General features: G+C 68.5%; 23 protein-coding genes and 1 pseudogene. 4 read left to right on the forward strand and 20 right to left on the reverse strand.

Features of this window, described 5'->3' with window-relative positions; all coding sequences use genetic code 11:
- Window positions 1-37 precede the first annotated feature (37 nt).
- Complete coding sequence (locus FKO37_RS35590; protein ID WP_238607365.1) at window positions 38-1,348, forward strand: glycosyltransferase 87 family protein; 1,311 nt, start codon at window positions 38-40, stop codon at window positions 1,346-1,348.
- Here the strand turns inward: FKO37_RS35590 and FKO37_RS35595 are convergent.
- The 8 genes and pseudogenes from FKO37_RS35595 to FKO37_RS35625 form a co-directional block, all read right to left on the reverse strand.
- Entirely contained in the window at window positions 1,335-1,544 is a 210-nt protein-coding gene (locus tag FKO37_RS35595; RefSeq protein ID WP_003071237.1) for a helix-turn-helix domain-containing protein, read from the reverse strand. The two genes, FKO37_RS35590 and FKO37_RS35595, sit on opposite strands and share 14 nt — an antisense overlap.
- 179 nt (window positions 1,545-1,723) lie before the next feature.
- Window positions 1,724-2,698, reverse strand: coding sequence for an ABC-F family ATP-binding cassette domain-containing protein (locus FKO37_RS47805; RefSeq protein ID WP_370334306.1), 975 nt, complete (start codon window positions 2,696-2,698; stop codon window positions 1,724-1,726).
- 75 nt (window positions 2,699-2,773) lie between these two features.
- Window positions 2,774-3,361: pseudogene (locus FKO37_RS47810) on the reverse strand (ATP-binding cassette domain-containing protein); the annotation flags it as partial.
- 157 nt (window positions 3,362-3,518) lie between these two features.
- Window positions 3,519-4,196, reverse strand: a complete 678-nt coding sequence (locus FKO37_RS35605) for an acVLRF1 family peptidyl-tRNA hydrolase (protein ID WP_238607366.1) — start codon at window positions 4,194-4,196, stop codon at window positions 3,519-3,521.
- 48 nt (window positions 4,197-4,244) lie between these two features.
- Window positions 4,245-7,049, reverse strand: a complete 2,805-nt coding sequence (locus FKO37_RS35610; RefSeq protein WP_374204426.1) for a S8 family serine peptidase — start codon at window positions 7,047-7,049, stop codon at window positions 4,245-4,247.
- Window positions 7,050-7,313: 264 nt separating this feature from the next.
- Window positions 7,314-7,973, reverse strand: a complete 660-nt coding sequence (locus FKO37_RS35615; protein ID WP_238607367.1) for a barstar family protein — start codon at window positions 7,971-7,973, stop codon at window positions 7,314-7,316.
- Between the two features lie 60 nt (window positions 7,974-8,033).
- A complete protein-coding gene (locus tag FKO37_RS35620) occupies window positions 8,034-8,525 on the reverse strand; it encodes a GNAT family N-acetyltransferase (protein WP_238607368.1) in 492 nt (163 codons plus the stop codon).
- Window positions 8,526-8,565: 40 nt separating this feature from the next.
- Window positions 8,566-10,128, reverse strand: a complete 1,563-nt coding sequence (locus FKO37_RS35625; protein ID WP_037814706.1) for a deoxyguanosinetriphosphate triphosphohydrolase family protein — start codon at window positions 10,126-10,128, stop codon at window positions 8,566-8,568.
- Window positions 10,129-10,166: 38 nt separating this feature from the next.
- Here FKO37_RS35625 and FKO37_RS35630 point away from each other — a divergent pair, with 38 nt between their 5' ends.
- Together FKO37_RS35630 and FKO37_RS35635 are read left to right on the forward strand one after the other, a co-directional pair.
- The gene (locus tag FKO37_RS35630) at window positions 10,167-11,273 is read left to right on the forward strand and encodes a lycopene cyclase family protein (protein WP_238607369.1); all 1,107 of its coding nucleotides are present in this window, start codon (window positions 10,167-10,169) and stop codon (window positions 11,271-11,273) included.
- 145 nt (window positions 11,274-11,418) lie between these two features.
- Entirely contained in the window at window positions 11,419-13,098 is a 1,680-nt protein-coding gene (locus FKO37_RS35635) for a GGDEF domain-containing protein (protein WP_043833253.1), read from the forward strand.
- Here the strand turns inward: FKO37_RS35635 and FKO37_RS35640 are convergent.
- Both FKO37_RS35640 and FKO37_RS35645 read right to left on the reverse strand, forming a co-directional pair.
- Window positions 13,082-13,726: a response regulator transcription factor gene (locus tag FKO37_RS35640; protein WP_238607370.1), complete on the reverse strand. Its 645-nt coding sequence runs from the start codon at window positions 13,724-13,726 to the stop codon at window positions 13,082-13,084. The genes FKO37_RS35635 and FKO37_RS35640 overlap by 17 nt on opposite strands.
- The gene (locus tag FKO37_RS35645) at window positions 13,723-14,922 is read right to left on the reverse strand and encodes a sensor histidine kinase (RefSeq protein WP_238607371.1); all 1,200 of its coding nucleotides are present in this window, start codon (window positions 14,920-14,922) and stop codon (window positions 13,723-13,725) included. Before FKO37_RS35645 ends, FKO37_RS35640 begins: the two co-directional genes overlap by 4 nt.
- 83 nt (window positions 14,923-15,005) lie before the next feature.
- Here FKO37_RS35645 and FKO37_RS35650 point away from each other — a divergent pair, with 83 nt between their 5' ends.
- The gene (locus FKO37_RS35650) at window positions 15,006-15,731 is read left to right on the forward strand and encodes a class I SAM-dependent methyltransferase (RefSeq protein WP_238607372.1); all 726 of its coding nucleotides are present in this window, start codon (window positions 15,006-15,008) and stop codon (window positions 15,729-15,731) included.
- A gap of 245 nt (window positions 15,732-15,976) precedes the next feature.
- On the opposite strand, the gene FKO37_RS35655 is transcribed toward FKO37_RS35650, so the two are convergent.
- The 10 genes from FKO37_RS35655 to FKO37_RS35700 all read right to left on the reverse strand — a co-directional run bounded on the left by FKO37_RS35655 (window position 15,977) and on the right by FKO37_RS35700 (window position 24,618).
- The gene (locus FKO37_RS35655; protein WP_238607373.1) at window positions 15,977-16,489 is read right to left on the reverse strand and encodes a toll/interleukin-1 receptor domain-containing protein; all 513 of its coding nucleotides are present in this window, start codon (window positions 16,487-16,489) and stop codon (window positions 15,977-15,979) included.
- Between the two features lie 571 nt (window positions 16,490-17,060).
- Window positions 17,061-17,465: a hypothetical protein gene (locus tag FKO37_RS35660; protein WP_238607374.1), complete on the reverse strand. Its 405-nt coding sequence runs from the start codon at window positions 17,463-17,465 to the stop codon at window positions 17,061-17,063.
- 155 nt (window positions 17,466-17,620) lie between these two features.
- On the reverse strand, window positions 17,621-17,950 hold the full coding sequence (locus FKO37_RS35665; RefSeq protein WP_238607375.1) for a hypothetical protein: 330 nt from the start codon (window positions 17,948-17,950) through the stop codon (window positions 17,621-17,623).
- Between the two features lie 149 nt (window positions 17,951-18,099).
- On the reverse strand, window positions 18,100-18,657 hold the full coding sequence (locus FKO37_RS35670; protein WP_238607376.1) for a hypothetical protein: 558 nt from the start codon (window positions 18,655-18,657) through the stop codon (window positions 18,100-18,102).
- A gap of 987 nt (window positions 18,658-19,644) precedes the next feature.
- The gene (locus FKO37_RS35675; protein WP_238607377.1) at window positions 19,645-22,575 is read right to left on the reverse strand and encodes a LysM peptidoglycan-binding domain-containing protein; all 2,931 of its coding nucleotides are present in this window, start codon (window positions 22,573-22,575) and stop codon (window positions 19,645-19,647) included.
- Window positions 22,572-22,985: a hypothetical protein gene (locus tag FKO37_RS35680; RefSeq protein WP_238607378.1), complete on the reverse strand. Its 414-nt coding sequence runs from the start codon at window positions 22,983-22,985 to the stop codon at window positions 22,572-22,574. The genes FKO37_RS35675 and FKO37_RS35680 overlap by 4 nt, the downstream gene beginning before the upstream one ends.
- Entirely contained in the window at window positions 22,982-23,434 is a 453-nt protein-coding gene (locus FKO37_RS35685) for a TadE family protein (RefSeq protein WP_238607379.1), read from the reverse strand. The genes FKO37_RS35680 and FKO37_RS35685 overlap by 4 nt, the downstream gene beginning before the upstream one ends.
- Window positions 23,431-23,907, reverse strand: a complete 477-nt coding sequence (locus FKO37_RS35690) for a TadE/TadG family type IV pilus assembly protein (RefSeq protein WP_238607380.1) — start codon at window positions 23,905-23,907, stop codon at window positions 23,431-23,433. The genes FKO37_RS35685 and FKO37_RS35690 overlap by 4 nt, the downstream gene beginning before the upstream one ends.
- The gene (locus FKO37_RS35695; protein WP_238607381.1) at window positions 23,907-24,341 is read right to left on the reverse strand and encodes a hypothetical protein; all 435 of its coding nucleotides are present in this window, start codon (window positions 24,339-24,341) and stop codon (window positions 23,907-23,909) included. The genes FKO37_RS35690 and FKO37_RS35695 overlap by 1 nt, the downstream gene beginning before the upstream one ends.
- 19 nt (window positions 24,342-24,360) lie before the next feature.
- Window positions 24,361-24,618 carry a hypothetical protein gene (locus FKO37_RS35700; RefSeq protein ID WP_238607382.1) on the reverse strand — a complete coding sequence of 86 codons (258 nt, stop codon included), beginning with the start codon at window positions 24,616-24,618 and terminating at the stop codon, window positions 24,361-24,363.
- Window positions 24,619-24,650: the final 32 nt, after the last annotated feature.

Here is a 24,650-nt window from a genome sequence, read left to right on the forward strand (position 1 = left end):
TCGGCGAGCCGGGGAGGAAACGCGGGTGCAACTGCTGATGGCCCCTGCGCGTGCCGGGGAAGCCCATCCCGTGCGCGTCGCCGCCTGGGATCTCGTCTTCTATCTCGGCTGCTTCGCCTTCGCGCTCGGCACCGCGCTCGCTTCGGAGTTCTACGGCTATCGGATCTGGGGCAATTTCGCCGTCGCCGGATACGGATTGGCCGCCGCGCACAGCGCCTGGCTGACGATTTCCGCGCGCCGCGTAATGCAAACTAACGGCAAATTCGGGTCGCGCTGGATCGGTATCGGCGCGGTTGTCGTGCTCGCGATGTGCGCGCCGCTGGTGACGCTCGTGATCCGGCGGCTGACCGGAACGGACTGGCTGATCACCCCGTTCTCCTGGGCCGCGCAGCCGGAGGTGTGGGTGATCGAACGCAGCGCGGACCTGTTGCTGCGGAACGGAACCCCGTACATCGACATCACCGCGCTCCACCGCGCACCGGAAGTGAACGACTACACGCCGTACGGCCCGGTGATGACCGTGTTCGGGCTGCCGCGCGCGTTGTTCGGCGGCAGCCCGGTCCTCAATGCACTGACCGACGCGCGGTGGATGTTCGCGCTGGCCGCGGTGCTCTGCGCGTACGCGTCCTGGCGGCTGCTGAACCGGCCCCGGATCCCGGTTTTCGCCGCACAGCTCGCGATCGCCTGTCCGCTGACCGCGCTGACCTGGGCGGTCGCCGGACCGGACCTCGCGATCGTGGGCCTGCTCGTGCTGACGTTCGCGCTGGCCGCTTCGGGGCGTCCAGGATGGACCGGGTTCGTGCTGGCGCTGGTGATCAGCGCGAAACTCATCGTCGCGCCCGCCGCCGCGGTGCTCGCGGTCTTCGTTTGGCAGCGGGCTCGCGGCGGAAATCCTTGGGCGGCAACAGGTCGCTTCGCGGGCGCGCTGGCCGCGGCGACGATCGCGCTGCATCTGCCGGTGTATCTGGCGAACCCGGCGGCGTTCACCGAGCACGTGATCCGCTTCCCGCTCGGCATGGGCGCGGTCCGCTCCCCCGCGGCGAGCCCGCTGCCCGGGCATCTGATCGCGCAGGCCGGACCGGCCGGCACCGTGATTTCCCTGGTGCTGGTGGGGGTCGCGGCGGTGGCGATGCTGATCTGGCTGGCGCGCCGGCCCCCCGCGACGGGATCCGCTGCACTGACGCGAACCGCCGTCGGACTCGGCGCGTTGATCCTGCTTACTCCGGCCACCCGGTACGGCTACCTCGTGTACCCGCTGGTACTCCTCGGCGCCGCGCTGACCTTCCGGACGACCTCTCCGACCGTGCGCCCCCCGCGCAGCGGCCGCGCTGACGCTACTTCTTCTTGACTCGCGTGGCCCCGCCGCGCCCCCGCAACTGGACCCCGGACTCCGACAGCACCCGGTGGACGAACCCGTAGGACCGTCCGGTGGATTCGGCCAGAGCCCGGATGCTCGAGCCCTTCTCGTATTTCTTCTTCAGGTCAGCGGCCAGCTTGTCGCGCGTGTTGCCGGTGATCCGCGCGCCTTTCTTGAGATCAGCCACGTCGATCGCCTTCCCGCCGAGTGGTTGTTCCGGGCCATTCACGGCCCCTGCCGGGGCAATGATCGAACACTACGCGCCGGATTGCCAGACGACAGCCGTAAAACGATCGAAACCGCGATCACATTGGGCCATTCCAGTGCTTTGCCCGACACGGTCAGCACCCGAACGGACGCACTCGGTCAGGCAAGCTGGACAAGTTCCAGATAATCCGCCGACCAGTGGTCCTCGGTTCCGTCCGGAAGCAGGATCACGCGCTCGGGTTCGAGCGCCTCGACCGCGCCCGGGTCGTGCGTCACCAGCACGACCGCGCCGGCGAAGCTGCGCAGCGCGTCGAGAACCTGTGCGCGGCTGGCCGGGTCCAGGTTGTTCGTCGGTTCGTCGAGCAGCAGCACATTGGCTTGGCTGGACACGAGTCCAGCGAGCGCGAGCCGGGTCTTCTCGCCGCCGGACAGGGTTCCGGCGGGCTGGTCGAGCTGTTCGCCGGTGAACAGGAACGAGCCGAGCAGGTTCCGCAGCTCCTGCGCGCCGGTGTCCGGTGCGAGATGGCGGATGTTTTCCCACACCGACGCGTCGTGGTCGAGCGTTTCGTGTTCCTGTGCGTAATAGCCCAAACGCAATCCGTGACCCGGTTCGACGGATCCGGTGTCCGGGGTTTCCATTCCGCCGAGCAGCCGGAGCAATGTCGTCTTTCCGGCGCCGTTCAATCCGAGCACGACGACCTTCGAGCCGCGGTCGATCGCCAGATCGACGCCGGTGAAGATCTCGAGCGAACCGTACGACTTGGACAGCCCGTCGGCGGTGAGCGGCGTGCGCCCGCACGAGGCCGGGTCCGGGAACTTGATCCGGGCGACCTTGTCCGCCTGGCGCGTCTCGTCGAGCGAGGACAGCATCTGCTCCGCACGCCGGGCCATGTTCTTGGCCGCGACGGCCTTGGTCGCCTTCGCTCCGAGCTTCGCGGCCTGCGCCTGCAGCGCGGACGCCTTCTTCTCGGCGTTCGCGCGCTCGCGGCGGCGGCGCTTCTCGTCGGTGGCGCGCGCGTCGAGGTAGCGCTGCCAGCTCATGTTGTAGATGTCGATCTCGCCGCGCGTCGCGTCGAGGAACCAGACCTTGTTCACGACGTCGCCGAGCAGTTCGACGTCGTGGCTGATCACCACGAGCCCGCCGTCGTGCTGCTTGAGGAAGCCGCGCAGCCAGTTGATCGAGTCGGCGTCGAGGTGGTTGGTCGGCTCGTCCAGCAGCAGGATCGTCTCGGACTTGCCGCCCGCGCCCGCCTCGGCGGCGGCGAACAGGATCCGCGCCAGCTCGACGCGACGGCGCTGACCGCCCGACAGCGTGCTGAGCGTCTGCGACAGGATGCGGTCGGCGAGGCCGAGGTTCGAGCAGATCCGCGCCGCTTCGCTCTCCGCGGCGTACCCGCCGAGCGAGGAGAACCGCTCTTCGAGCCGCGCGTAGCGGTTGATCGCCTTGTCCCGCTGCTTGTCGTCGACCAGCTCGGACATCGAGGTCTGCGCCTTTTCCATGTCGCGCAGCAGGGTGTCGAGCCCGCGCGCGGACAGCACGCGGTCCTTCGCGGTGACCGACAGGTCGCCCTCGCGCGGGTCCTGCGGCAGATAGCCGAGTTCGCCGCTGCGCCGGACGTCGCCGGCGTGCGGTTCGCCCTCGCCCGCGAGGACCTTCAGCGAGGTGGTCTTGCCCGCGCCGTTGCGGCCGACGAGGCCGATGCGGTCGCCGGACTGGATGCGGAGGGTGGCGCCGTTGAGCAGGATGCGCGAACCGGCGCGCAGCTCAAGGCCAGTGGCCGTGATCAAGAGAACTCCCGGATACGGGGGGGTCAGGTGGACGTGCTGGAGCGCCCCGGCACCGCGTGCGATGCGGGGCGGGCGGCTACTCTCTCTGGATCCGCACCAATGCCCTGTTGACCACGAACCCAGTGTACGGGTCGGCGTCGAACGGTTTTCGCGGCCGTGTCCGGATTCACTCGGGTCCCGGTGTCCGATCCCTCACCACCAGGTGGACGGCACGCGCTCGCTGTGCCGCTTCGGCCAGCACCTCATAGCCGGGCTCGGGAATCTCCAGCACCCGCGGCTCCGCCCGGTCGAACAACTCGGCGAGCCGTCGGTCCGAGCGCAGTCCGTCGAGCGCGCGACGGTCTCCGCCGAGCACCACAGCGTCCACTTCGGACAGTCGCGGCAACAGAACTTCGTACGCGTCCTGGGCGGCTGAGCGGAGCGCGGCGCGCGTCTGGTCTTCGCGGCGGCGGGCGAAGCGTTGCTGCGACCAGCCGCCCGCAGCGGTTCGGCCTTGCACGTGGTGGCGATCGGTTCGGGAGAGGACTACGCGGCCGTCGTAGGCGAGTCCGAGCGAGTGTCCGCCTTTTCGTACCAGCAGCAGCGCGATCAGCCGCGGTGTCTGCACGTGGCGGAGCAGGGGTTCGACGGCCAGCCCGGGGTACTCGCCTTGCTCGCGCAACGGTCCAAACGGGACAGTCGCGGTAGCTGTGGTGCCGTTCTCGGCGGTGACTTGCACGTGCGTCGCGGCGAGAACGGTCGTACGCACGCCGTGGTTGCGTTCGGCGAAGCGCGCGAACCAGCCGTCGAGCCGTTCGGGCGGGACTTCCACCGCCCGTCCGCCGCCTGCGACCTGCCGTGCCATGCCGGAAACGGTACGGGGCCGCCGCGCGGTGCGACGGCCCCGCATCGCTCAGGCCAGCTGAGGCCGCACCGGCCCGGTGGTCACCGTCTTGTGCACGTCCGCCGGATGCCCGGCCGAGACGTACCCGTTGACGTGCAGCGAAACGCTGCGGATCGAACCGGTGTCGCCGCCGGTGGTGTCGACGACCTTGAGCGTCCACGTGCCGTCCGCCGAAGCGCCGAGCTGGCTCTGCGCCGCGACCGGCCGGTAGGTGCCGGTGTACGGCGCGTCCCCGGACCCTGTCGAGCTGAACAGCTTGGTCGCGGAATCGTCGAAGACCACCTGGCAGAGGTTGTTCCCGCTGCCGCCGCCCTTCTGGAACAGCGTCGCCGTCGCGCCGGAAGGCGAGGTCAGCGTGCCGACCAGGTCGTTGACGTAGGTGTGGTCGATGCCGACCGTGGTCGCTTTCTCCGCCGTGGTGCAGGTGGCGCCGTCGATCGAGAGCGACACCTTCGACGCGGGACCGACGCCGCTCACCACGAGCGGGACCGACGCGCCGAGCGGCGAGTTGTCCGGGATCGCGACCGCCGGACCGGCGTAGGCGAACGCCTGCGAAACCGGCGACGGCGTGCCGACCGGCAGCGAGAACGTGCTGGTGCGCGGCGAGTACGAGCCCGCGAAAGTCACCTTCGCGGTGAGCACCACCGGCGAGCCGAGCTGCTGGCTTGCCGGAACCGTGACGGTGAAGTCGTTGATTCCGGTCTGTCCCGGGCTGATCGTGCCGTACGACTTCGCCCTCGGCTCGATCGTGACGCCCTGGGTCGGCGAAGTGAGCACAACGCTCGTGGAGACTGCGGTGCCGTCGCCGGTGTTCTTCACCGGAAGCGTGACAGTCGCGGTGTCACCGGGGTTGAGCGTGCTGCCGCCGCTGGGTCCGCGGACCGTCGGCTGTCCCGCTTCCGCGTACGGCTGCGGGCTGGCTCCGGTGTACGCGAGCACCTTGTCCGCCAGCAGCACTCCGGCCCCGGTGAGGTTGTCCGTGCCGGGTGCTTCGATGTCCACCGCGGTCTTGAGGAACGCCTCGCGAATGTCCGAAGAGGACAGTCCGGGATTGCCGGACAGCACCAGGCTCGCGATCGCGGCCGCGTGCGGTGCGGCCGCCGAGGTGCCGAAGAACGGGTCGAACCCGCTCACCGAGGTGTGCACGCCGTCCGCCGCGGTAATTTCCGGCTTCTGCCGGACCTCTCCCCCGGTCGACGACACGTCGCCCGGCGTGATCGGCGTTCCGTTGGCTTCGTAGAACATGCGCCGCGGACCGTCCGAACTGAACCGTTCCGCCTTGCTGGCCGCGGAATACGCCGCCGGATACGGTCCGGTCGGGTTCGCCGGGTCGCCCGGTTCGAGCGGCCGCCCGAACGCCGCCTCGGCCGGTGCCGCAGCGACCGCGAACGCCTTGCGCGCCGCGGCGTGGCCCACGACCGCACCCGGCGTGGAGTACGCCTTGAGCCCGTCCGCGGAATCGCGGAACCGGCTGCCGAACGCGGTCAGCGAGAGATACCGGCTCGCCCCGGAGAACTTCACCACGGCGAGCCGCAGCCCGGTGCCGCCGAACAGCGGGGTCGCCAGCTGCTCGTACGGGTCCTGGGTGCCGTTCTGGACGTCCTGGCTGAAGCTCACGACGTTGCCGCGCGCGTCGAGGAGGTAGAGGTCGTAGTCGTCCGAGGCCGCGCCGATCGGGTCGGACCAGTGCAGCGTCACCGGGATGCTCGCCGACGACGCGTCCGAGATCGGTTCGTACACCTGCTTTCCGGCTGCGCCCGCGAAGTTGTGCGCGGTGCCGGCGAACTTGCCGATCGAGACTCCCGAATCGACGAAGTCGCCTTCCCAGTGCGCTGCGGTGCCGTCGGCGACGTTGCCTTCATTGCCCGCGGAGGAGAAATAAAGCGCGCCGTCGGCCGTCACGTCGTTCACCGCTTGCGCGATGATCCAGTCCTGGAACGGGGATTCCTTGAAGTAAATGACGTCGTCGACGATGACGTCGCAATGTGCTTCAAAACGGAGCTTGCGGATATTGTCGGCGAAACTCGCGTCAGAGGTGAATGCTGTCGCGAAACCAAGCTTCGCGTTCGGCGCGAGGTCGTGGATGATCTCCAGCATCGCGGTGCCCTCGTCGCCGCTGCCGGCCTGTCCAGTCAGGACATCGACCGCCGGAAGCTCGCCCTTGGTGCGGGAAACCTCCAGGGAATCGACGCCGTCGGACAGCGCGCACGCCTTCACGCCAGTTCCGGTCACGCCGAACTGCTGACGCGCCGTGTCCGCGTTGTGCGCCCGGTCGCCCGCGCTGACCACCTGCGTTTTGGTCCCGATCGCTTCCTTGAGCTGCCGGTCGATCCGATCGGCCTTCTGCTGCTTGGTTTCCGTGCCGTTCTTGTTTTCCCGCTGCCGCGCCGTCATCGCCTGATCCGCGGTTTCGACGTGCTTCACGTCGCCGCGCTTCGCGATCTCCGGCAATGCGGCCAACGGCACGTCGGCCCGGATGCTCGCCGCCGTGCTCGACACCGCACGCACCTCGGCCCCGGCCTTGCGCAGGTCGTTGACGAGCCCGTCGCTGACCTTCGTGACCCGGATGTCGACCAGTGCCTTGTCGGCGGTCTTGCCGATTCCGGGCAACGCGGCCGCGCTCAGGCTCCGCGTGCGCATCTTCTCCTGGACGAGCAGTTTGCTGTCTATTTTGGACTCAGTCGCGGTCTGTCCTGCTTTCACCGCTTGCAATGCGGCGATCTGACTGTTCGCAGTGGAGTCCACAGTAGACTCCTGCGCATCGGCCAAGGGCGGTGTCACCAGCCCGGCGGCAAGCACCGCCGCGGCGACCACGCCCGTCCGTCTTCTTGTCGAGGCTCCAGGTGAACGGGTACGACGCACGTGCGCCCTCCGATCTCGCACCGCGTGCCCCGACTCACGCTGGCCAACGCCGGTGATCACCGGCTGGATCCAGCTAAGTACCACTTCTGTCCGGGAAAAACGGCCGTTGGAGTGACGTTGGTGAGGCAATATCCGTTGCCCGCCGGACGTCGTAGGCCGTTCGGCGGAGCTGCTGCCGCCTCGGTTGTCCTGGCGAGGCTTTACTGGACAGCGGATTCACCGCTCGTGCAGTTCGATGCGGTGGTCGGCGAACACTTCCGCGACCGCCTCCACGAACGCATCGCCCAAGGTTCGGCGGGATTCCGCCGCGGCGTTCCAGACCACCGGATAGGGCGGAGTTGAAGCGGGTTCGCTGCGGAGACAGTCGTCGAGTGCGTCCAAGTTGCTGCCGAAGTAACCTCCCGGCCCGTTCGCCGCCTCGCCGAGGGCGCAATAGAACGAGTCCTCGGAGGACAAGCCCTGCCCGGCGATGACGATGTCGCCCGTGTTGTAGCGCATCGCGCGCTTCCCGGAGGTGAACCACGCGTTTTGCACGACGTGCAGCCAGTCGCCGTGCTGGGCCGCGGGATAACGCGTCCACTCGCCCGGCAGGATCGAGCCGCGGCGCCATCGCGACCAGATCGCCTGCGCGTGCGGATAAGGCCAACCGTCGGGAAACGAAACTTCGAGGCGCACCGATCCGTCCGGCATCCGGACAAGGTTCTTCGGCCGCAATTCCAGGCGGCCGAACCAGTAGTGGCCGATAGCCTTGCCAGCGCCGTCGACCACCTCGATTTCCGCGTCCTCGACAGTCACCGGTATCGCCTCAGCCGCGCCGACCACGTTTTCGAGAGTTACCAGCCCAGCAGCCCGGCCCTCGCTGAGGAAGCCGGACATCGATTCGAAGGCCAGCGCAAACCCCGGACGGTCCGCTTCGGACAGAAGCCGATACAACGCTCACAACTCCAGCCACATGATCCGCAACCCGACCCGCCCCTCGACCGGATGTTGAAACGCCCCCGGTGCGATCCCCAATGTCACGAACCCCAAACTCTCATACAACCGAACCGCATGAACATTGGTCTCCACCACCGCATTGAACTGAATCGCCGCGAACCCCGTCCGCCGGGCCCAAGCGATCAAGTCCACCACCAAGGCCCGCCCGACGCCGTGGCCTCGGGCGTCCCTGGACACCATCAAGCTTCCCGAAGCGACATGACTGCCCGGGCCCGGCCGGTTGGCGTACATGTTCGCCGTGCCCAGCACCCGATCCCCGTCGACTGCGACGACGACCCGCGCCGGGGCTGCGACCAGCCACTGCTGGCGGGCTTCGGATTCGCTCATCGCCGGGTCGTAGGGGAACGTCTGCTGCTCGGTCACCACGTCCCGGATGATCGGCCAGATCCCCGGCCAATCGTCGGCACCAGCGTCCCGGATCGTCAACGGCATCTGCCTACCGTCCTGACCAGCCCCGGCGAACGCAACCTATTTACAGCACAAAGGAATCCGACCAAGGCTGGCTCGACCGGCCTGACAGAGCGTCCAGCAGGGTCACCGCCTGCTTGTCGGTCAGCGAAGCCACGAAGTCCACGACCGCGCGTCCCCGGGCCAGTCCGCGCACCGCGTCCGCGCCCTCGATTCGTTCGCCCGTCGCGCCCACTAGCAGTTCCGGCGCGACCCGGGCGAGGTCCGAGTACTCGCCGTGCGCCAGTTCCATCAGGTCGTGCAGCCGGCGCGGCAAGCGGGAAGCCTCGTCGCGGTCCAGGAGCCACGCGTCCAAGGCGTCGACCAGCGTCGTGACCAGACTGGCCTGGCCGCGCTGGTGCAGGGCGAGATCGGGGCGCAGCAACACAAACCGCCGGTGGACGAACTTCAGGACCTGCACCTCGTGCCACTGCGCGGGACGCAGCGAGACGTGCCCGGACCGGGTCGGGGGCGACGACAGGACGAACACCCCGTCCACCAGCCGTGCCATCCAGTTCGCCGAGAAGGCGGCCGTCGCTTGTTCGGCTTCGGTCGAGCCGTCGAAGCCGTCCGCGAGGAGGCCGTCGACCAGTTCTCGCTGGACTCGCGCGACGGCCGCGGCGAAGGCGTCGTCGTCCACGATCCAGCTGTCCTTCAGGTGCATGCGGCGGCGCATCCGCTCCAGGGAACGGCCTGGGCGGCGAATCTCCGCGGTCAGCCGGGCATCGTCCAAAGAGGCCAGCTCGACCGCGTGCGCCAGCCACTCCCCCAGTTCAGCGGCGACGGGGGCGTGCTGCAGGACGCCGATGCGGTGGAAATCCTGCAGATCGTGGATCGCGTACGCGATGTCGTCGGCAGTGTCCATAACGGACGCTTCGACGGTCTGCTGCCACGGCTCGATTCGCCCGGCGAACGGGGCGCGCGACTGCTCGAAGTCGTCCAGTTCCGTGACATACGCGGAAAACTTGCTCGCGCCGGTGCCGGGAGCGTCGTCTGGCTCGGCAGCGCCGCGGGGAGGCAGCGGCATCGCGGTCGGATGCGGCTGCGGGTAATGCAGCCGCGCCCACGGGTACTTCAGGACCGCGGCGCGGACCGCGGTCGTCAGGTCCAGCCCGATGGCGGACGGGCCGCGCACGTCGGTCGTCGTGACGATGCGGAACGACTGCGCGTTGCCCTCGAAACCGTCGGCCAGGCCGAACCGGTGCCGGGCGATCCGGTCCAGGATCTGCTCGCCGAGGTGCCCGAACGGCGGGTGCCCGAGGTCGTGCGCCAGCGCGGCGGCCTCGCACGCGTCCGGATCGCAGCCGCCGAGTTTCGCCGCGAGTTCGGCTGACTCGCTCGATCCGGTGATCCGCTCCGCGATCCCGCGCGCGACCTGCGCGACCTTCAGACTGTGCGTCAGCCGGTTGTGCAGCAGCCCGGCGCCGCCGGCGCTGACCACCTGGGTGACCCCGCCGAGCCGCGCGAAGAACGGCGACGCGGTGATCCGGTCGCGGTCGACGCGGAACGGGCTGGTCGCCAGATCGGTGAACCCGCCGGTTCCGTCCTGCGGGTCCCGCCGCGCTGCCCTCGGATCGGTCTCGTCCATGTGTCCCACCGTATCCGGCCGTCCGGCAGGATTGCGGGATGACCGACGTGCTGGTGGCGGGCGGCGGCCCGGCCGGACGGGCGCTGGCGGCCGCGTGCGCCCGGCGGGGACTGGAAACGGCCGTGCTCGACCCGGATCCGTACCGAAAGTGGCCGAACACTTACGGACTGTGGGCAGACGAAGTGCCGGAGCTGCCGGATAAAGCGATCGCCGCGGCTCCGGCGACGACGCTCGCGTTCGGGACCCGCGAGCACCGCGTCGACCGGGCTTACCGGGTGCTCGACAACGCCGGGCTGCGCGAGTGGCTCACCGAACCGAAGGTCGAGGTCATCACGGGCAAGGTGACCGGCGCGGAACACGGTCCGCACGGTTCGACGGTCCTGCTCACCGACGGTCGACGGCTCGCAGCCGCTGTGTTCGTCGACGCGTCCGGTGCGCCCAAGCTCCGGGCTCCGCGCGCCGAGCAGACCGCGTACGGGCTCGTGCTGCCTGCGGACCAGGCCGAGCGACTCGCCCCACCCGACACTGCTGTCTTCATGGACTGGCGCGACGGCACCGACAGCTTCCGCTACCTGCTGCCCCTCGGCGACGGCTCCGTGCTGGTCGAGGAGACCTCGCTGGCCCGCAAACCCGGGCTCCCGGTGTCCGAACTGGCCCAGCGGCTGCACGCGCGGCTCAAAGCGGCGGGAATCCGTCCGGCGGGCCGGGTCGAACAGGTGCGGATCGTGCTCGACGTCCCGCTGCCGAAGCGCGGCCAGGCGGTGCCGTTCGGGGTCGCGGGCGCGCTCGTGCACCCGGCGACCGGTTTCAGCCTCGCGACCGCACTGCAGCTCGCGGCTCGCGTCGCGGAGGCTCTCGCAGACGCGTTCGACGCAGGTCCGGCGGCCGCGGCCGGCGCTGCCCGGAAGGCATTGTGGCCGCCGGAAGCCCGTGCTGTGCATGCCTTGCGCCGCCACGGACTCCGTGCATTGTGCGGAATGTCACCCGCTCAGTCAGCGCAATTTTTCGACCTGTTCTTCGAGCTCCCGATCCCGGCACAGCGCGCGTTCACCTCGGGCCGCGCCGACCTGCCCGGCACCGCCTCGACCATGGCAAACCTGTTCCGCGCCGCCCCCGCCCGGCTGCGCCGGCGGCTGCTCGGCTGAGTCCGTGCCGGGATTTTTGCCTTGCCCGATCGAGCGAACGGGAAAAGCATTTTGTTACTCCGATCCGGTGGCCGAAGTGCCGCGCCGGTGAACATCAGCTGACAACGGTTTCGCGGCCCCCTTCGGCGGTGCGAGTATCGCGTCCGTGACGACGCTGCGTGCGGTCCGATTCGCCTTCCAGCCGATGTACAGCTTGCACACCGGCGGGGTCGTCGCGTACGAAGCGCTGGCCCGGCCGGGCCGGGGCACGGCGCACGAACTGCTCGCCGAGGCCCGCCGCGCGGGCAAGCTAACCGAGGTCGACCTGGGGCTGGCCGCCGCCGCGGTGCGCCAGGAGGCCGAGCGGCCCAGCGCGCTCCCGCTGCACCTCAACGTCTCCGCCCGCACGCTCGCGTCGCCGCTGGAGGCGTTCGACGAGCTGATCGCCGAACTCGGCGCGGCCGGACGGCGCACCCGCGACGTGGTGCTGGAGGTCGGACCGCCGTTCACGCACCTGCCCACCGGCCGTCTGCTCGACGGCATGCGCGCGCTCACCGAACAGGGCTTCCGGCTCGCGCTCGACGGCCTCGGCCGCGGCGACCTGCCGCTGGCGCTGCTCGCGCAGTCGCCGGTGGACCTGGTGAAACTCGACCGCAGCGTGCTGCGCGGCCTGCCCGGCGACCCGGCGTCGACGGCGGTCGTCGAGGCGCTGCTGCACTTCACGACGCGCACGAACATCCGGCTGGTCGCGACCGGCATCGAAACCGAGTCGCAGCTGGACGCGGCGCAGAGCCTCGGCGTCCGGATCGCGCAGGGCAACCTGCTCGCGCCGCCCGCCGCGCACCGGTCCGCGCCCGCATCCGGCGCGGTCATCCCGGAGGACCGGCGCACGCCCGCGCCGCCGCAGGCCCCGCGCGTCGGAGACTTCCTGCGCCCGGCCACGACCCTGCCGGTCGACGCGACCTGCGACGACGTCCGCGAGGTGCTCGCCGCCGCGGACGCGCCGAGCGGCGTGGTCGGCGTCGACGCGGACAACCGTCCACAGTGGTCAGTCGACCGGACCCGGTTCCTCGTCACCATCACCGGTCCGTACGGACACGCCTTGCACGCGAAGCGGCCCGCCGCCCGGCTGGCGGACAAACCGCACCTGATCGAGGCGGGCGCGAGCGCGCTGGAATTCCTCGAACTGGTCACCGACGCCGACTGGGGCCGCACCGGCGACGACGTCGTAGTGGTCGACGCGTCCGGGCACTGTCTCGGCGTGGTGCTGGTGACCGAGGTCGTGCGCGGGGTCGCCGAGGCGAAGGTCGAGGAGGCGGTCACGCTCAGCCCGCTCACCCGGCTGCCGGGCAGTGAAGCGGCGGCGCGCGACGTGGAACGCCGGATCGCGAGCGGCGAGCAGTTCGTGGCTGCGTGGCTGGACGTCGACGCCTTTAAATCGGTCAACGACAACGCCGGTTTCGCCGCGGGCGACGACCTGATCCGCGCCCTGGGCGAAACGCTCACCGACCTCGCCCGGCGGCTGCCGCGGATGCGCGTGAGCCACGTGGGCGGCGACGACTTCCTGATCGTGTGCGACGTGGACGAGATCGGCACGGTCGCCGCGGCTTTGCTGGACACGCACTGGTCCGCCGAGGGCATGCCGGTCACGGTTTCCCTGGCGACGCTCGTGTGCGGCAGCGGCGCCATTCCGTCCTATCGGGACGCTTCCCGGCTCCTCGCACCGCTGAAGAAACGCGCCAAAGCGGTTCCGGGTTCGAGCTGGGTCCTCAGCCGCCCCGGCAGCGACCGCGTCGAAGTCCTGCGCGGCATCGGCCGGGACGTCGCGATCAGCCGGTCGGCCTGACGAATCCCGACTCGTAGGCCCGGATCACCGCCTGCGTCCGGTCCCGCGCGCCCAGTTTCGACAGCACATTCCCGACGTGCGTTTTCACCGTCTGCAGCCCCAGATACAGCTCCGCCGCGATCTCCCCATTGGACAGTCCCGCCGCCATCAGCCGCAGCACGTCGCGTTCCCGTTCGGTCAGGAAGTCCAGCGGGGCGGCGGCACCCGGCGCGCGGCGAGCCGCCATGCCCCGGATCGCGGCCGGGAACAACAGCGAATCCCCTGCCAGCACCGTGCGGATCCCGGCGACGATCTCCTCCGGGCGCGCGCGTTTCAGCAGGAATCCGCTCGCCCCGGCGAGCAGCGCGTCGTACACGTAGTCGTCGTTTTCGAAGGTGGTCACCACGATCACCTTCGGCGGATCCTCCACAGTGGACAGCAGATGCTCCGTCGCGCGGATCCCGTCCACCGCGGGCATCCGCACGTCCATCAGCACGACGTCCGGCCGCAGCTGCCCGACAAGACCCGGCACCTCCGCGCCGTCGGACGCCTCGCCGACCACGGTCAGGTCCGGTTCGCTGTCCACGATCGCGCGCAGCCCGACCCGGATCAGCCGTTCGTCGTCCACCAGCAGGACTCGCACGCTCACCGGTTCCCCCACGGCACCGTCACCACGACCTCCCAGTTATCGCCGACCGGTCCCGCGGACAGCTTGCCACCCACCAGTTCCGCCCGCTCCGCCATGCCCCGCAGACCGCGTCCGCCGCGGGCGCGCGACGGCCGGGCCGAGCCGAGCGGATTCGCGACCGCCGCCCGCAGCTGCCCGTCCGCGACCGCCAGCGCGACGGTGACCGGCACCTTGCCCGCGTACCGCACCGCGTTGGTGAGGCATTCCTGCAGGATCCGGTACACCTCGCGGGAAACCACCGCCGGCACCGCGGCGATGTCGCCGTGCACCTCGTAGCGGCACTCCGTCCCGGACTGCTGCGTCACGGTGATCAGCGCGGGCAGATTGGCGAGGCCCGCGTGCGGCGTCCGGTCGCGTGCTTCGTCGCGGAGCAGGCCGAGCACGTGGTCGAGGTCGTCGAGCGCGGTGCGGGCGGATTCCTCGATCGCGGTGAGCGCTTCCTCGGTGAAACCGGGGTCGGTGTGCAACGTCCGCCGCGCGGCCCCGGCTTGCAGCGTGACCACCGAAAGCGCGTGGCCGACGGAATCGTGGAGTTCGCGCGCGAGCCGGGTGCGTTCGGCGAGCTGGTCGGTGCGGCGTTCGAGCTGTGCGATGCGTTCGGCGGCGGACCAGCCGAGCAACCGGGCGGCCACGCGGCGCAGCACTCCGCCGAGGCCCCACACGACGTAGATCAGCACGACGAAAGCCGCCACGAACGCCGCGGGCAGCCACGCCGAAGCCCAGCCGCGCGGAACCGTCAGGTGGAAATCCGGCGTGTCGACAAGCCGACCGGTGAAGACGGCGTTGATCGCGAACCCGAACCCGGCAGGCACCGCGAGCGTCGCGAGACCGGTGCACAGACCGGTCACGACGTGCAGCACGAACATCGTCGCGCACCGCAGCCGTCCGCGTCCCGGCGCGGGCTGGGCGAGCAGTTCCCGAACCGCCGCCGCCTCCAGGACGCGCACCGCGGGCAGGAACGCGGTCGCGGCCAGCACCACGAGCATCACGACGAACCCGGCGAGGCTCGCCCACCCCATCGTCGTGGCGAACGGCACCAGCGCGGGCATCGCGACCATGGCGAGCAGCAGGTACGGCACGCTGAGCGCGGCGCCGAGGATCAAGTACACCCACCGGCGATAGGTGACCCCGCTGACCAGCGGACGGAAGAAACGCACCCGCCAATCCTGACAGGCGGCGCCAGCGGACGCCTCCCTCCAGGGCGGGACCCGGCGGCCGATTTTCTGGCACCGTGGACCGCATGCCGCCTGAAGAGAGCACCGTCGTCAACGACTACGACCTGCTGGCCGACACCTACACCCGATGGTCGGACACCGAAATCCAGAACGCCTACTACGAGCGGCCCGCCGTGCTGGCGCTGGCCGGGGACGTGGCCGGGCGGCGGATTCTCGACGCGGGCTGCGGCGCCGGGCCGTTGACCGTCGCGCTGCGCGATCGCGGCGCGGAAGTCTCCGGTTTCGACCTCAGCAGCGGCATGCTCGACATCGCCCGCGAGCGGCTAGGACCGGATGTGGACCTGCGCGTCGCCGACGTGGCCGAGCCGCTCCCCTACGCGGACAACGCGTTCGATGACGTCGTCGCCTCACTGGTGCTGCACTACCTCGAAGACTGGGGCCCGACGCTCGGCGAGTTCCACCGCATCCTCAAGCCCGGCGGACGGCTGATCGTGGTGGTCGACCATCCGTTTGCCATTCACCTGCTGCAGCGGCAAGCCGGGCAGCAGACCGACTACTCGGCCACCTACGAGTGGACCGAGACCTGGGAAATCGACGGCCGCACCATGCCGATGAGCTTCTGGAACCGGCCGGTGCACGCGATGACCGACGCGTTCACGGCGGCCGGGTTCCGGATTGCGGTGCTCAGCGAGCCGAAACCGGTTCCGGAGGCGGAGAAGCTGTTCCCGGAGGACTACCGGATGCTGTGCGTCAGCCCGAGCTGCCTGTTCTTCGTGCTGCACGCGGAGTAGGGGCATCGTGAGTGCTGGCACCGGTTCTAACCGGCGCCAGCACTCACGAGGTCCGGCTAGGACTTCCCGGCGCGGGCCCGGGTGCGCTGGGGTGTCGTGAGTGTTTATGCCGGTTAGAGCCGAACCTCAATTGGTTACCTACTTGTGACCTGCGAATTTGCTTCGCTTCGCAGCTGTCGGGCGGCGCGCTGGTCCCCCGCCTGCAGCCTCGATCCGCCGCTGCTAGCGGCACTGCGAGGCAATCCTCAGATGTTCGCAACGGTGACCGGATCATCCTCAACAGTGATCAGCTCGGCGATCTTGGTGGCAATGACTGCCATCGAATCCTCCGCTGTATCCAGCCCGTGTCGGGAGCCAAGCAGGGGGCTTGCCTCCCGAACGTTGTCCCAGGTCGTCTCGTGCACGACAGGGATCAACTGGTCGCGCGCCAAGAGCGCTGAGAGCTCCTTATCAGAGACCCCCCGGTTGTCGACGCGCTTCAACAGGGCGGGAGTGACAAGGACGAGACCCGCGCGCGACTTCGCCAAACCTCTGTCGATCTCTCGCATGAACGGCTGGCCGAGCACGATGTCCTTCTCGCTGAACCAGACCGACACACCCTCGGCTTCGAGGAGGTCGCTCAGCTCCCTAGCCGCACCGCGCCGATCGTCCCACGCATGGCAGAGGAAGAGATCGCATAGCTCAGGTTGCTGACCTCGCAACTCAACCGTACGGCGATAGGGACTCAGTGCTCGCACCTGGTCAGGCGTGTAGGTCACGGCCGAGCTGCTCGGCGACCACCTCGGCCGCGTCGTGCCGCCGGACCGGCTTCCACTGCTGAAACTGCCCCCGCCGCTGCTGCGCGGCGTGTAAGCCGAAGACGAGTACCTGTAGCTTCGTCGGCTGCATGCAGGGCAAGCCGCTGCTGCACTGGCGGTTCGATGGCCCCGAACCGGAGCTGTGCACTGACTCATGGCCAGATTGTAGTCACCACGGACGCTCAGTAGCTCCAGGTCAAAAGGCACTTCGCCGCGCAATCTCGAGATTGTGCGTCGGATCGTGATGTGTACAGGCACCGCGGAACGCGGGCCACGCGGACGAGGCGCTCACAAGTGCGGCGACCGGATCTCGCTGCTCGCGTCGCGTCTCCAGGACGAGGGCTCGCGCGCTGGCGTAAGTGGGCGTGATCCGGGGCGAGTTCCTCGGTCGCGCGCCGCCTGACGGCCCCGAACGGCGCGTTTGCGCCCCCGAGTCAGCGCGCAGCACCTGCTGACCAAGGTCCCAAGGATTCCCCCTGGTCAGGGGTCTAGCGAGACCGAAATTCGGCAGCTACCACGCTTGGCGCTAGGTTCAGTGAATCGGCTGGGCGTCCGGGTCGCGGCCGTAGCCGCGCTGTTTGTGGAGGTCCGCCAGGAATTCGTACTCGCTCGTCGTGGGTACACGTGCCAGCATCTTGTCCGTTTTGATCCGTTCGCGCATCGTGTGCGCGTTCACCAAGTCCGGTTTGCCGTCCGGACCGCCTTGGCATACTTCCAGGACCACGCGGGCCGTCGGCGTCGTGGGTTCCTCGACCAGCCGCACGTACCAGCTGGCGATCATCCCCCGATTGATGTAGCCGGACCAGCATCGCAGCTTACGAGCCCGCCGGAGTTCCCGGTATGAGCCGACCTTCGCCATTCCCCGGCCAATCCAGCCGGCCAGTCCGCCACCGCCAACCAAACCCACGACCCACACGGCATCCTGCAGCGCGCTCATCGGCACATTCTGCCGTCTGTCGGCACCATCCTCGACAACGGGGCGTGCTCGGCGTCTGCAGGCAAGAGAACCCGGCTGCCGTCACGGCGACTGGCCGCAGCGACAAGCATCAGTTGATCAATATCTAGCTGCCTGCTGGTGATCCCGACAGGTGGCTAACCTTGTAGCGGGTAGGTGCGACAGTAGCGGCCGTCGTCCGGGCCTAGTTCGCCGAGATCAACCAGCAGTTCCACAACCTGGCTGACTTCGTGTTCCGAAAAGTCGGTCATGACGTGGCGGAAGTCCGAGAAGTAGATGCGGTCCCTGCCTGCCTCGTTGTAGGCCTGGATGCGAGCGCGGGTCCGGGCGACCAGGTCAGGGGTGAATGCGGCGAGCGCACGACGAACACTGTCCTGCGGCTCGCGATGCAGCGAGTCTGGAACAGTCACCACGACCGTATCGTTCGTGGTCGCCGCAGTCTCGGGCAAGGTCGGTGTGAGGGTCATCGTTTGCCTCCTGCTGATCAAGGAACCTGCTTCTTCTGTCGGTCCGCGAGCAGTCCCGGCGCAGTCCCCGATAGTGGATCGCCGTTCTCGCCCTGGACCGCGAGCGCGCAGCTCGCGCTCCCGCATGGCGGAGCCTGCCCTCCTTCTCCTCAGGAGGCGTCGGCTCCGTTGCCAGAAAAGCCGGAGGGGCCGTTGACGTAGATGTTCGGCGAGTCCTTCGCGGCCTGGGAAAAAGCCTTGGATTCAGCAAGAGACGAAATATCGGACAGCGATGTGGGCGAACAGCCAGCAAACTGGATTGCGATAGCCGCACGCAGCGAATCCTGCACGGCGAGATTTTGAACCTGGTCAATTACACCAAGTGCACTGATGAATTGTCTGTCAGCTTCACGATCGGTCCGCAGGCGGTCGATCATGGCAATCATCAGATCTCTTGCTTTGTCAGCGCGTTGAAAGAACAGAAACCCGATTGCTTCGTTGACCGCTCCGGCAACCGTGGCGACGATGGCACCGCCTGCCTGGTCCGGGTTGTGCAGGTAGCTGGCTGCGGCGAGGCCGAAGACGACAAACCCGATGACAGCGAAGGAGATACTGAGCATAAAGCTAATAGCGGTTTGCCGACGAGCGTGCACGTAGTACTTGACTATGAGTCGAGCGTTGCCGTCGGAGTGCTCGCGTAGCGTCTCGGCAAGTTGCTCGGTCGACATAGTCCGACCGGACGATATGTTGATCTCGACTGACTGGTGAGCCGTCGGACTTGCTGGGGAAGCAGCGGCATCATCTTGGGCTTGCTCTTCGACCTCCTCTGTCGCCGGCGCGGCATCCCCTGGAGACATTGCAGGTTCGGCCTCGTCCGGCGATGGTTCGACGTTGAGGGCTCGCAGTGTCCTGCCCTCTCTGTTGTGGATTCTGCAGCGTTGCCAGGGTAGACGAACCGAATTCCGGCATATGATGCCAGAGCGGACGGTAGCGCCACATCGCCACATCGGCCGCAGTCGCCGTAATCGCATGAGGGAAGCTTGCCTTATTGCCCCGCCGACATCCAACCGGGCCAAGTCTGGAGCGGCCTTTGCCGCCTGGCGGCAACTGCTCCAGATTCGACACAGCTAGTAAGCCGCCAATCGGGGCGGGAACAGGCCGGTGTCTTGCGAAAGCTGAACCGAAAAGTCAAACAATCTTATCGTTGCGGCCTCGCGTATATTCTGTTTGACGGGTCCGTTTGGCGGACTTCCGTAAACGGCCTCGGCATGCTACAGTCCTATCACTGTGCGATCGACGCGGGTTCGACAGATTGGCCATGGTCGAATGCAATTTTCTTGCTCGCACACTGCGTGACGGATAATCAAAAACCATGGGTCACATCGCGAGTTTTCAGTTTAATGGAACTAAATTGAACGAGATTGTGCATGCCGATTCTTGGAAGGAATAAGTGCGGGCTGCTGCAGCTCAGGCGGTGTGGTTATCGTGACCAGTCGGGTTCGTTGGACGCGCGGGGCAAGACGAGCTGACCTGCACTCTTGCCGATGCAAGGGTGGTCAGCGAGGGGGCATCCTTAAGATGACGAGTCTCCGATCTCCAGGATGACGGCCTGGATGACCCCTGACGGCCCCTGGGTTTGCGGTCATAGCAGAGGTTTCCGTTCGATTGAACGACTTCCGGATGTGCACACGGTCAGTCGCGGAATGCGGATTTCGCTAAATCGGCAAAGGCGATTCATTTAGCAGTGCAGCGGTCCCGGGCGCTGGTTCCAGATCGATGTCACGAAGATTTGTGCACAATCGCTGGTAGGTGCTGTGGGCGGCCGGGTATCGGCCGAGGTCTCGTTGCAGTTTCATAGTACGCCGGTAGAGGGCTTCGATGTAAGGATCCCAGGTGATGGCGATGGCGAGCGCGTCGAGGGCTTCGTCCGGGTTGTGGTCGCGAACGTCGTCGGCGAGAGCGACGAGTGCGTCGATGACGTGGCTGCGCCAGTGCTCGGCCACTGTTTCGGCCCATGAGTAGCTGACGCCGTCCAAGGGTGCTCCGGCGCGGCACAGCTTCGCGAGGTGCCGCAAGGATGCCAGGCGGGTAGCCGGATCGCCGACGGTGCGGGCGCGGGTGAGGGCGTCGTCGAGGTCCCACACGTCGGCGGTGACGCTGGCCGGGTCGAGTCGGTAGCGGCCGGATTCGGCGAGGACGAACTGCTCGTCGTCGCGGCCGGTGGCGGTGCGCAGTGCGCTGCGGGCGAAGGAGACGGCCTCGTGCAGGCGCGCAGCGGGCTGATCGGGCTGGATCGCCTCGCGCAACGTGTCCGCGGTCGTGCCGTGCTGGTGGGCGGCGAGGTAGGCCAGGACTTCCCGGGCCCGGGACCGCAATCCCCGGACGTGATTCCCTCCGGCTTCCACGCGCACGCCGCCGAGCAGGCGCACCAGGGCGACCGACTCCCGTGTCGACGCCGGCCGTTGGTCGTCACGCGAGGCGTGGGCCCGTGTGGCGTGTCCGGCGGGCTCGTCGCGGTTGTCCGAGTCGGTGTGGTCGGTCGTCTCGGTGTCCGGGGCTCGGCGTGGGGCGGGTGCGCGGGCTGCGGCGAGCAGGTGCCATACCTCGTCAGCTTCGGCAGGGTTCAGGATCTCCGCACGGGCTCCGGCCTCGACACCGCTGTCGCCGAACACGGCCTCAACCGTGCCGTCGGTCTCAACGGACAGGCCCCTGAAGCCGCCGACATCGTGGAGACGCTTGTCGCCGAGGAACAAGATGTGGATGCCGACCCCGATTCCCTGGGCGAGGACCGTGGCCCACTCCCGCCAATGCTGCGGAGACGGGCGCACCAGCACCAGCAGCAGCGGTACCGGATCGGTGACCTCGGCGGGACTCGGACCGCGATCACGCGGAACGGTGCCGGACTGGAGATCGGCGTCGAGCTGGTCTTCGTCCCGCAGCCGGGCGCGCCGGGCGAGTTCGGTGTGCAGCTGCGCCAGTGCGGTCGTTTCGTCGGTGCCGATCTGGATGCCGGGGGCTTCGTGCAGAGGTGTCTTCCCTGGTCGTCCGGCGATGAGTTCAGCGGTGCTGGGGTCGGCCAGCAGCGCTTGGGCAGGGTAGCGAGTGTCGACGGCCAGCACGGCGGCCAGGACGGCTCGGGCTGCGGACGCCGCGCCGGGGCCGGCCAGTGCCAGCCCGCCGGATGCAGCCAGGTCCGTGGTCTGCGTGGTAGTGCCGGTGTACGCGGTCAGGACGGGGGCGGGGGGCGGCCACGTACGCCGGTGTTCGGCGACGACGACGTCGATTGGCTTGCCGCGTCCGGCGGTGTCCGCGCCGACGTGCCCGGCTTCGTCGTCCTCGGATGCGGTGTGGCGCGTGAGGACGGCCGTGGCGAGCGTTCCGACAGCGGGACCGGGCTGCGGCGGCTCGGTCCCGTCAGCATTGGGTGGAGTCAGGTCGCCGGTTGGTATGCGGCGGGCGCGGCGTCGGCGGCGGGCGAGGAAGAGCAGGACGGTCACGCTCAGCGCGAGGCCGAGCCCGACCAGCCCGCCCTCGGGCAGCGACACCGGGTCGGTGCCGGGCTGAGTGTCGTGGTCTGGTGCTGCGCGTGGTGTAGGTACCGCGGATGAACTGGCGCTCGGCGGCGAAGTTGCCGCTTGTGGCGGAGCAGCGGATGGAGGCACCGGTGCGGGCCGTTGCGCAGGTTCGGAAGGCCGTGTCGACGCAGCGGGCAGGTACAGCTGCCAGCCGGGGAGGAGTTGGTCGGGGTGGCGCAGCACGCGTCCGTCGGGCTGGACACGGCCTGCGTTGAGGTCGAAGAGCGTGTGCCAGGCATCCGGGTCGCCGAGTTCCCGTTCAGCGATGTCGGAAAGCGTGTCCCCGGTCGCCACGTTCACCGTGCGACCGGTCGCCTCGGCATCGACGGGCAGGGGAAGGCCGACCGCATCGCCCGGTAGCAGCAGAATCCAGCCAGGTTCCAGCTCGCCGGGGTCCTTCAGCAAGGCGGGATTGAGTCGCACGATCTGGTGGTAGCGGGTGCCGTTGCCTAGATGCCGTCCGGCCAAGCCCCAGAGTGTGTCTCCGTGCACCACGGTGTACGGCACGGTGTTCGCATGGTGCGGTCGATCGGAGGCCACGATGGCAGTGTCGAGGGTGCGGGCGTCGGCGGCTGGAGTTGCGGGTTGCCGGGTGGCGGTGCCTGGTTGGATGCCGGGCCACGGTGGCGCGGTCGCCGATGCCGGGGTGGCGGGCAGGCCGGAGGCGGTAGCGGTGCCTGCCGAGGCTGCCATGAGCACGGCGGCGACAAGACCGGCGATCCATTGGCCGCGCGGAACGCGGTTCAGCATTCCGCGCGCGGTGCGGATCCCTTGTCCTGTCTGGCGAATCACCTCGACAACGACAGAGAGGGTCAGCAGCAACCAGCCTGCCCACGCCGCGGCGACGAACAGCCAGTGCACGAGGTCTCCGGTCAGCCATGCCCACCGCAGCATGCTCCAGATCCGTTCGGGCCACTGGCTGATCGGTACCGGGTCGGGCCAGCGGTCCGGAACCAAGCGGGCAGGATCGGCACCGAGTGCAAGGAATCCGCAAGGTATCCCGGCGACGAAGGCGAGCAGCGCCAGCGCGGCCAGCGCGCCGCGGATCCGTTGCACTACCGCGGTGGTCATGGCAGGTTGCCGTCGCGCGTGCCGACGCCCAGGACGGCCACCGCGGTGCTGGTGGCTTCGATGCTGCGGCCGAACAATCCGATGGGAGCGGGTTCGGTGACGGTGACCGTCACGCCCACGGTGCGGGGTCCAGTGACGCTGACCGTTCCTGTCTGCCCGGCGCGGGCAAGGTAGTCGGAAGCCGTGCGCGCTGCTGTCGCGGTGTCGATTCCGATGCGGCTGCTGCGGGTGTCCACGGCGGTGTTGGCCGCGCGAGCGCCTTCAGCGGCGAGGGCGTCGGCGCGGGCGATCGCGCGCAGTCGCGCGGAACCATCGACCACCAAAGCGAAAACAAGCAGCAGGGCGGGTACCAGCACCGCGACCATGACGCTGATCGACCCTACGTCCTGCGGTGCTTTTCGATAGATCATGGGATGCCTCGGTACGGGTCTGCCGGGCTGGTGAAGCTGCCGGTGATCGTGTGTGTTCCTTCGGGGAGGGGGAGGCCGAGGTCGCTGAGAGCGACACGGCATTCGACTGTGGCCCGGACTTGTCCGGCACGGCCGAGGGCGATCTGGCTGGCATCCACCGAGACGCTGGACTCCTGGCAGGTCACGCCTTCGCGAGCGAGCCGTTCGCGGGCGACGCGGGTTCCGGCCTGTAGCGCGGCCGCCGGACTGCGGGCGATCGACGCGGCTCTCGCTGCGGCGCTGGCCGCGTTGTCGACCGCTTGCTGTGCCGAGCTGACCCGGGCGCCGGCGACGATCAGCAACCCCACGAACAGCACAACAGGCACGAGGACAGCGGCCTCGATGCTGACGGCGCCCGTGTCGCTCCAGCGCGACGTCCAGCCGCGTCCGATTCGGGTCGAGTAGCTCATGAACCGTCTCCCGCGGAGAGAGCGGGTGCTGTAAAACGTTCCTTCTCCGCGCGCGCGGATGCTGTCACGCGAATATCCAGGCCGGGAATGGGCACCAGCCGGACCGCGGTCCCGGACACGTCAACCTGGACGGTGTCTGCTGTGACCGTGGCCTGAACGTCGGGATCAGTGAGCATCCCGTGCCCGGCACGTGCGGCGAACAACCGGGCTGCCTCGGCTGCCGTGGTGTTCGTGCCGCCGACTGGACGTCCGGCATCGACACCGGCTTCGGCGGCTTGGGCAGCGACAGCGTGTGCATGCCACCACATACCGCCCTGCACCGCCGACAGGATCAGTACCAGGACGACCGGGAACAGTACTGCCAGCCCCACCGACTCCGACCCGCTGTCAGCACTGACCCTTGCGCTGCGGAAGGCCCGTAGCCGAGTCAGTACGGCACGAACTGCAGACCGGCCAAGCTGCTCGCGCAGCATCAGGAAACTCCCGCCGGAGTCCCTGCTGCGGCTTCCTGTGCACCCGGAGATTCCCCTGGCGTGGCGGGTTTCTCGATGCTCGGCGTGCGGACCGTCGCCGGTTTCTGCCGCGAGGCGTTGTTCGGGCCGGACCCGCGAGTCGGCTTCTTTCGCTTGGCTCGCTCGCCTTTCTGGTTCTTCAGCTGGTTTTCCAGCCATCGGGTGAGGTCGGCGGCAGCGACGTCGGTGAACCGCGCGAGTTCGCCGATCTCGATGACGGCGCTGGAGTCGACGAGAACCTCGCCCAGTTCTCGTTCGACGTCGTTGAGTTCGCTGACGATCGCAGAGCGGCGTTCTGCTAGCTCGCCGATTCGTTTCGCTGCGGCGGATCGTTTGGCGCTGCGGGCTGAGTCTTCCGATTCGACACGGAGTTCGATTTCTTCGCTGGTGGCCATCTTGCGTGCCTCCTTTGTGTTATTTCTTGATCTGGCCTTGGAATTCCTCCACTACGGCCCGGATCGCGAAGGCGAGTCCGATGGCCACCGCGAGGCCGATGGCAACGAGGACGGCCTTGTCCACGCTCTCTGACCCGCGATCGCCGGAAGCTCGCACCCGCTCCCAGCGGGTAGCGACTGCGGCGAACAGAAGCATCGCGAGACTGCCGACAGTTAGCCTGAGCTGCGCTGCACGGTGCCGTGCAGTGGCCAGACGGTGGTGCAGAATCTGAGGCATGGGTGGTCAACTCCTTGGTTTGGCGACGTAAT

Origin of the sequence: Amycolatopsis sp. Poz14 (assembly GCF_006704225.1) — a bacterium.
Classification (GTDB): Bacteria; Actinomycetota; Actinomycetes; order Mycobacteriales; family Pseudonocardiaceae; genus Amycolatopsis; species Amycolatopsis nivea.